Raw genomic sequence first — 6,915 nt, 5'->3', positions numbered from 1 at the left:
GCCCCGCCTCTCGGCGGGGCCGGCCCTCGGCCGTGCGGGGGCGCGCCGCTACCGCAGCCGCGAGACCCAGTCGTCCACCGCTCCTGCCGTGGCGTCCGCGTGCTGCTCCATCATCGTGAAGTGGTTGCCCGGTGCGTCCACGGCGGTGTGCTCCAGCTCCCAGTACGACCGCCAGTCCCCGTCCCTGGTCCAGTCGAAGAGCCGTTCCCCGGCCCGGACGAGCAGCGTGGGGGCGCCGATGGGCCGCGGTTTCCAGCCGCCGAACAACCGGAAGTAGGCGCCCATGGCCAGCAGCCGGGTGTCGTCGACCGGCACGTAGCTCTCCTGCCGCTCGTTCATGCCCGAGGACAGCCCGGGCTGGATGCCGACGATGGCGTCGTCGTCGTGCGAGTAGATGTCGATCAGCACCACCGCACGCGGTGCGGTCCCGGCGCTCTCCAGCCGCTCGGCGACCGCGTGCGCGAGCATGCCGCCGGAGGAGTGGCCGAGCAGCACGAACGGCCTGCCGTCGGCCTGCCGCAACACCGCCTCGGCCTGCGCCTCGATCACCGCCTCCGGACCGGCCGGTACCTGCTCCCCGGTGAGGAAGCCGGGCGCGGCCAGCGCCCACACGTCACGCCGGCCCCGGAAGGCGGCGGCGAACCGGGCGTACTGGTGCGGCCCGGAGATCGACAGGATGGACGAGAAACACACCAGCGCCGGCTGCCGGTCACCGGTGGCGAGCCGCACCAGCCGCGGCGGGGTGCGCAGTTCGGCGGCGGAGGCGAACGACGGCCGGAACCGCGAGGCCTCCATCAGCAGACCCATGAACTCGCCGGACGCGTCGAGTTCGGCGGCGCGCCGCAGCATCTGCCCGAACATTCCGCTGCTCGTCGCACCGTCCGGCGCCGGGTCCGCACCAGCCGGCCCGCCTTCGCGGGGTGCCTCCTCACCGGGCGCCCCGGCGCCGGACGTCCGGGCGGCCAGTTCGGCGCGCAGATGCCGGGCGACGAGTTGCGGGGTGGGGTGGTCGAACAGCAGGGTGGGCGCCAGCCGCAGCCCTGTCGCCGTGACCAGGTGATTGCGCAGCTCCACGGCGGTCAGCGAGTCGACGCCCAGTTCGAGGAACTCGCGTGCCTCACCCACTTCCTCGGGATCGGCGAATCCCAGCACGGCTGCCGCCTGGGCACGCACCACATCGAGCAGCGTCCGCTCCTGCTCCCCCGCCGTCAGTGCGGCCAGCCGCCGGGCGAGGTCCGCCGCGCCCGCCACCGCGGCCTGGGCGGTCCGCGCGGTACGGCGTGGCACCGCCCGCACCAAGCCGCGCAGCAGGGCGGGCAGCACGCCCGCCGCCGCCTGGGACCGCAGGGGCTCGGTGTCGAGGCGCACCGCCACCAGCACGGCCTGTGCGGAGTCGGCGCCGACCCGGCAGGCGGTGTCGAACAGGGCCAGGCCCTGCGCGGAGGACAGCGGCAGCAGGCCGGACCTGGCCATCCGCCGCAGGTCCGCCTCTGCCAGCTCCCCGGTCATGGCGCTGCGCTGCTCCCACAGCCCCCAGGCGACCGACACCGCCGGCAGACCCTCGGCCCGGCGGTGCTCGGCGAGCGCGTCCAGGAAGGCGTTGGCGGCCGCGTAGTTGGCCTGACCCGGCGTGCCGAAGGTACCGGCGGCCGAGGAGAACAGGACGAACGCAGACAGACCGAGGTCCCGGGTCGCCTCGTGGAGGTTCAGGGCCGCGTCGGTCTTCGGCCGGAACACGGTGTCGATCCGGTCCGGGGTGAGCGACGGTACGAGCCCGTCGTCCAGCACGCCCGCGGTGTGGACGACGGCGGTCAGCGGATGGTCCTGGGGCACCTCGGCGAGCAGGGCCCGCAGCGCGCCCGGGTCGGCCACGTCGCAGGCCGCGACGCGCACACTCGCTCCGAGCCCGGTCAGCTCCGCGACCAGCTCGGCCGCGCCGTCGGCGCGCATCCCGCGCCGGCTGGTGAGCAGCAACTGCCGGACACCCCGCTCGGCCACCAGATGCCGGGCGACGAGGCCGCCGAGCGCCCCCGTTCCGCCGGTGACGAGCACGGTGCCGTCCGGGTCGAGGGCGGCCGTGGCGTCACCCTCGGCCTCGGTCACCGGGACCCTCGCCAGCCGGGGGGCGTACAGGGCTCCTTCCCGGACGGCCAGCTGGTTCTCGCCGCCGGCCACCGCGCCGGGCAGGGCCCGGTACGAGAGGTCGTGCTCGTCGACGTCCAGCAGCAGGAAGCGGTCCGGGTTCTCCGTCTGAGCCGAACGCAGCAGGCCCCACAGCGACGCCTGCGTCAGGTCACCGACCGTGTCGCCCGCCGACGCGGCGACGGCGCCACGGGTGACGAACGCGAGCCGCGCACCGTCGAACACCTCCTCGGAGAGCCAGGACTGCACCAGCTCCAGGGCCTCGTGGGCCGCCTGCCGCACCGCGTCGGCGAGGTCGTCGGCGGCCTGCGGAGCCCGGGGTACCAGGACCAGGTCGGGCAGGGGCTTGCCCGCCGCCACGACCCCCGCGAGCGCCGCGAGGTCCGCGTACGCGTCGACGGACACCCCCGCCGCCTCCAGCGCGGCACCCAGCTTGAGGTGGTCGGCGCCGACGACGGCCCACTGCCCGGCCGGAACCCGCGTGCCGGCGGATGCCGCAACCCGCGCCCATTCCACCTGGAAGAGGGAGTCGTGGAACCCGCCCCTGGCCGTTCCCAGCCGGGCCGGGTCGACCGGCCGCAGCGTCAAGGCGTCCACGGAGGCGACCGCGCCACCCGTCTCGTCGACTGCTCGCAGGGCGACCGAGCCGTCACCGGCGGGGCTGATCCGCACCCGGAGCGCCGTGGCACCGGCCGCCTGCAGCCCGACCCCGCTCCACGAGAAGGGCAGGCGGAGCGCACCCGGTGCGGCGCCGGTGGAACCGGTGAACTCGCCCAGCGCCAAACCGTGCAGTGCCGAGTCGAGCAGGGCGGGATGGAGGGCGAACCGCGCGGCCTCGTCGTGCTGGTCCCGTGGCAGCGCCAGCTCGGCGAAGATGTCGTCCCCGCGCCGCCAGGCGGCCTGCAGCCCCTGGAAGGCCGGGCCGTACCCGAACCCGCCCTCGGCGAACCGCTCGTAGAGTCCGGACACGTCCAGCGGCGTGGCGTCGGCGGGCGGCCAGACAGCGAAGACGGGGTCGGCCTGGGCCTCGCTTCCGTGCGCAGCGGCGTCATCCGCGTCCTCGGTGGCGAGCACGCCGCCGGCGTGCCGCAGCCAGGTCCCGTCCTCGGCGTCCTCGGGCCGCGAGTACAAGGTCACCTCCCGGCGACCCGAACCGTCCGGCTCGCCCACCGACATGCGCAGCACCACACCGCCCCGCCGGGGCAGCACCAGCGGCGCCTCGAGGGTCAGCTCCTCCAGCCGGTCACAGCCGACCTGGTCCCCGGCACGGATCGCCAGCTCGACGAACGCCGTACCCGGCAGGATCACGGTGCCGGCCACCGCATGGTCGGCCAGCCAGCGGTGACTGTCCAGGGAGAGTCGCCCGGTGAACACGTAACCGCCCTGGTCGGGCAGTTCCACAGCCGCGCCCAGCAGCGGATGGTCCGCCGAGCCGAGTCCGGCGGAGGTCACGTCGCCGACGGTCGCCGGTACGTCGATCCAGTAGCGCTGGTGCTGGAAGGCGTAGGTGGGCAGGTCGACGCGTCGGGCGCCGGTGCCGGCGTAGTAGGCCTGCCAGTCCACCGCGATGCCCCTGGTGTGGGCCTGCGCGAGGGCCGTGGTCAGGGTTTCCGGCTCCGGACGGCCCGCGCGGAGCACCGGCACGAACGCATGGTCCTCGCCGGTGACACAGTCCTGGCCCATGGCCGAGAGCACACCGTCCGGGCCCAGCTCGATGAACGTGGTGACGTTCTGGGCCTCGAGCGTGCGGATGCCGTCGTGGAAGCGGACCGCCTCACGGACGTGACGGACCCAGAAGCCGGGGCTGGTGAGCTCCTCCGCGGTCGCGACGGCGCCGGTGAGATTGGAGACGACCGGGATACGCGGAGCCTCGTACGACAGGCCCTCCGCGACCTCCCGGAAGGCGTCCAGCATGCCGTCCATGTGCGGGGAGTGGAAGGCGTGACTGACCGTCAGGCGCTTCGTCTTCCGGCCCTGCTCCTCGAAGGAAGCGGCGATGTCCAGTACCGCGTCCTCGTCACCGGCGACCACCACGGAGGTCGGACCGTTGACGGCCGCGATGCTCACCGCATCGGTCAGGTACGGGGTGACCTCGTCCTCGGTGGCCTGGACGGCCACCATCGCACCACCGGCGGGCAGCTCCTGCATCAGCCGGCCGCGCGCGGCGACCAGGGTGCACGCGTCCTCCAGCGACAGCACACCCGCACAGTGCGCGGCCGCGATCTCACCGATCGAGTGACCGGAGACGAAGTCCGGCTCGACGCCCCATGATTCGAGGAGCCGGAACAGCGCCACCTCCACCGCGAACAACGCGGGCTGCGTGTACGCCGTCTGATCCAGAACTCCGGACTCGTCGCCGAACACCGCCTCGCGCAACGGCAGTTCGAACCGCTCGAAGACCTCGTCCAGCGCCCGGGCGAACACGGGATACGCGTCGTACAGCTCCCGGCCCATGCCGAGCCGCTGGCTGCCCTGCCCGGTGAACAGGAAGGCGAGTTTGCCACCAACCGGACGGCCCTCGGCCAGTCCGGCCGAGGGTTCGCCCGCGGCCAGCGCGTCGAGTGAGCGGATGAATGCGTCCCTGTCCCCCGCCACCACGACCGCGCGATGGTCGAAGGTGCCACGATGGACGGCCAGCGAATAGCCGATGTCGGCCGGGCCGAACTCGGGGTGGTCCGACACATGGGCGCGCAGGCGCGCGGCCTGCACACGCAGGGCCTCGACAGTCCTGCCCGACACCGGCCACGGCAGCACCTTGGGCGCCTGCGGGGAACTGTCATCGGTCTCTGTTTCGAGCGCGGGGGCCTCTTCGACGATGGTGTGGGCGTTGGTGCCGCTGATGCCGAAGGAGGAGACCGCCGCCCGGCGGGGACGGCCGGTCTCCGGCCACTCCCGCGCCTCGGTCAGCAGCTCCACCGCGCCCGCAGACCAGTCCACGTGCGAGGTCGGCTCGTCGACGTGCAGGGTCCGCGGCAGCACACCGTGCCGCATCGCCATCACCATCTTGATGATCCCGGCGACACCGGCCGCGGCCTGCGTGTGACCGAAGTTGGACTTGACGGAGCCGAGCCACAGTGGCTCGTCCTCGGCCCGGGCCTTGCCATAGGTGGCCAGCAGCGCCTGCGCCTCGATCGGGTCACCCAGCGTCGTACCCGTACCATGCGCCTCGACCACGTCCACCTCGGACGCCGAGAGCCCGGCGTTGGCCAGTGCCTGCCGGATCACCCGCTGCTGCGACGGACCGTTCGGCGCCGTCAGACCATTGCTCGCACCGTCCTGGTTGACCGCCGAGCCACGGACCACCGCCAGCACCGGGTGACCGTTCTTGCGGGCGTCGGACAGCCGCTCCACCAGCAGCATGCCCACACCCTCACCCCACGCCGTGCCGTCCGCCGCGGCGGCGAAGGGCTTGCAGCGGCCGTCGGCCGCGAGGCCGCGCTGACGGCTGAACGCCACGAATGTTCCCGGCGTGGCCATCACCGTCACACCGCCGGCGAGCGCCAGCGAGCACTCGCCGTTGCGCAGCGCCTGGACGGCCAGGTGCAGGGTGACGAGGGACGACGAGCAGGCGGTGTCGACGGTGACCGCCGGGCCTTCCAGGCCGAAGGTGTAGGCCACACGGCCGGAGACGACACTCCCGGAACTGGCCGTGCCCATGTAGCCCTCGAGGCCGTCGGGTGCGCGGTGCAGCAGCGTGCCGTAGTCGTTGTACATCACGCCGGCGAACACACCGGTACGGCTGCCGCGGAGTGACGCCGGGTCGATGCCCGCGCGTTCGAGCGCTTCCCAGGTGGTCTCCAGGAGCAACCGCTGTTGCGGGTCGGTGGCCAGTGCCTCACGCGGGCTCATCCCGAAGAAGACCGGGTCGAAGTGGTGTGCGTCGTGCAGGAAGCCGCCCTCGCGCGTGTAGCTCGTGCCGGGCCGGTCGGGGTCCGGGTCGAAGAGCCCTTCCACGTCCCAGCCCCGGTCCGTGGGCAGGTCCGAGATGGCGTCGCGGCCTTCGGTCACCAGGGTCCACAGGTCCTCGGGAGAACGGACGTCTCCGGGGTACCGGCAGGCCATGCCGATGATGGCGATCGGATCGTCGTACGCCGCCGCTCCCGCCGCGACGACCGGGGCGGCGGCCTCGGCCGAGGTGCCCAGGATTTCCGTCGTCAGGTAATCGGCCAGGGCGGTGGGCGTGGGGTAATCGAAGATCAGGGTCGCGGGGAGGCGGACCTCGGTGGCCGCGGTCAGCCGGTTGCGCAACTCCACCGCGGTCAGCGAGTCGAAGCCGACCTCGTTGAAGGCGCGCAGCGGATCGACCGCCTCGGGGCCGGGGAGGCCGAGCACGGCGGCCACCTGCGTGCGGACCGATTCCAGGACGACCTTGGCCCGTTCCGCCGGGGGGAGGGTGGTCAGGCGTTGGGCCAGGGCCCCGGGGGCCGCGGCGTCCGCCGCCGCAGCACGACGTACGGGCACCCGGACCAGGGACCGCAGCAACGGCGGCAACATGCCGCTGCCCGCCTGAGCCCGCAAGCCCGCCAGATCCAGCCGCATCGGCACCAGCAGCGCCCCACCGGAACGCTCGGCCGCATCGAACAGCGCAAGCCCCTCCACCGACGACAGGGCCGCAACCCCGCCCCGCTGGATGCGTTCACGGTCGGTGCGGGCGAGTGCGCCGCCCATGCCGTCGGCGGTGTCCCACAGACCCCACGCCAGCGACACCGCCGGCAGACCCTCGGCCCTGCGGTGCTCGGCCACCGCGTCCAGGAAGGTGTTCCCCGCCGCGTA

Annotated in this window: 1 protein-coding gene; it reads right to left on the bottom strand. The window is 73.6% G+C overall.

From position 1 onward, the window contains the following. Positions 1 to 48 precede the first annotated feature (48 nt). Positions 49 to 6,915 (bottom strand): SDR family NAD(P)-dependent oxidoreductase (locus ACWGJ5_RS46185; RefSeq protein ID WP_453315586.1); only part of this gene is annotated, 6,867 nt, incomplete at its 5' end.

The sequence above is a fragment of the Streptomyces sp. NPDC054783 genome (assembly GCF_053611725.1).
This window is presented reverse-complemented; position numbering and strand designations above follow the sequence as displayed.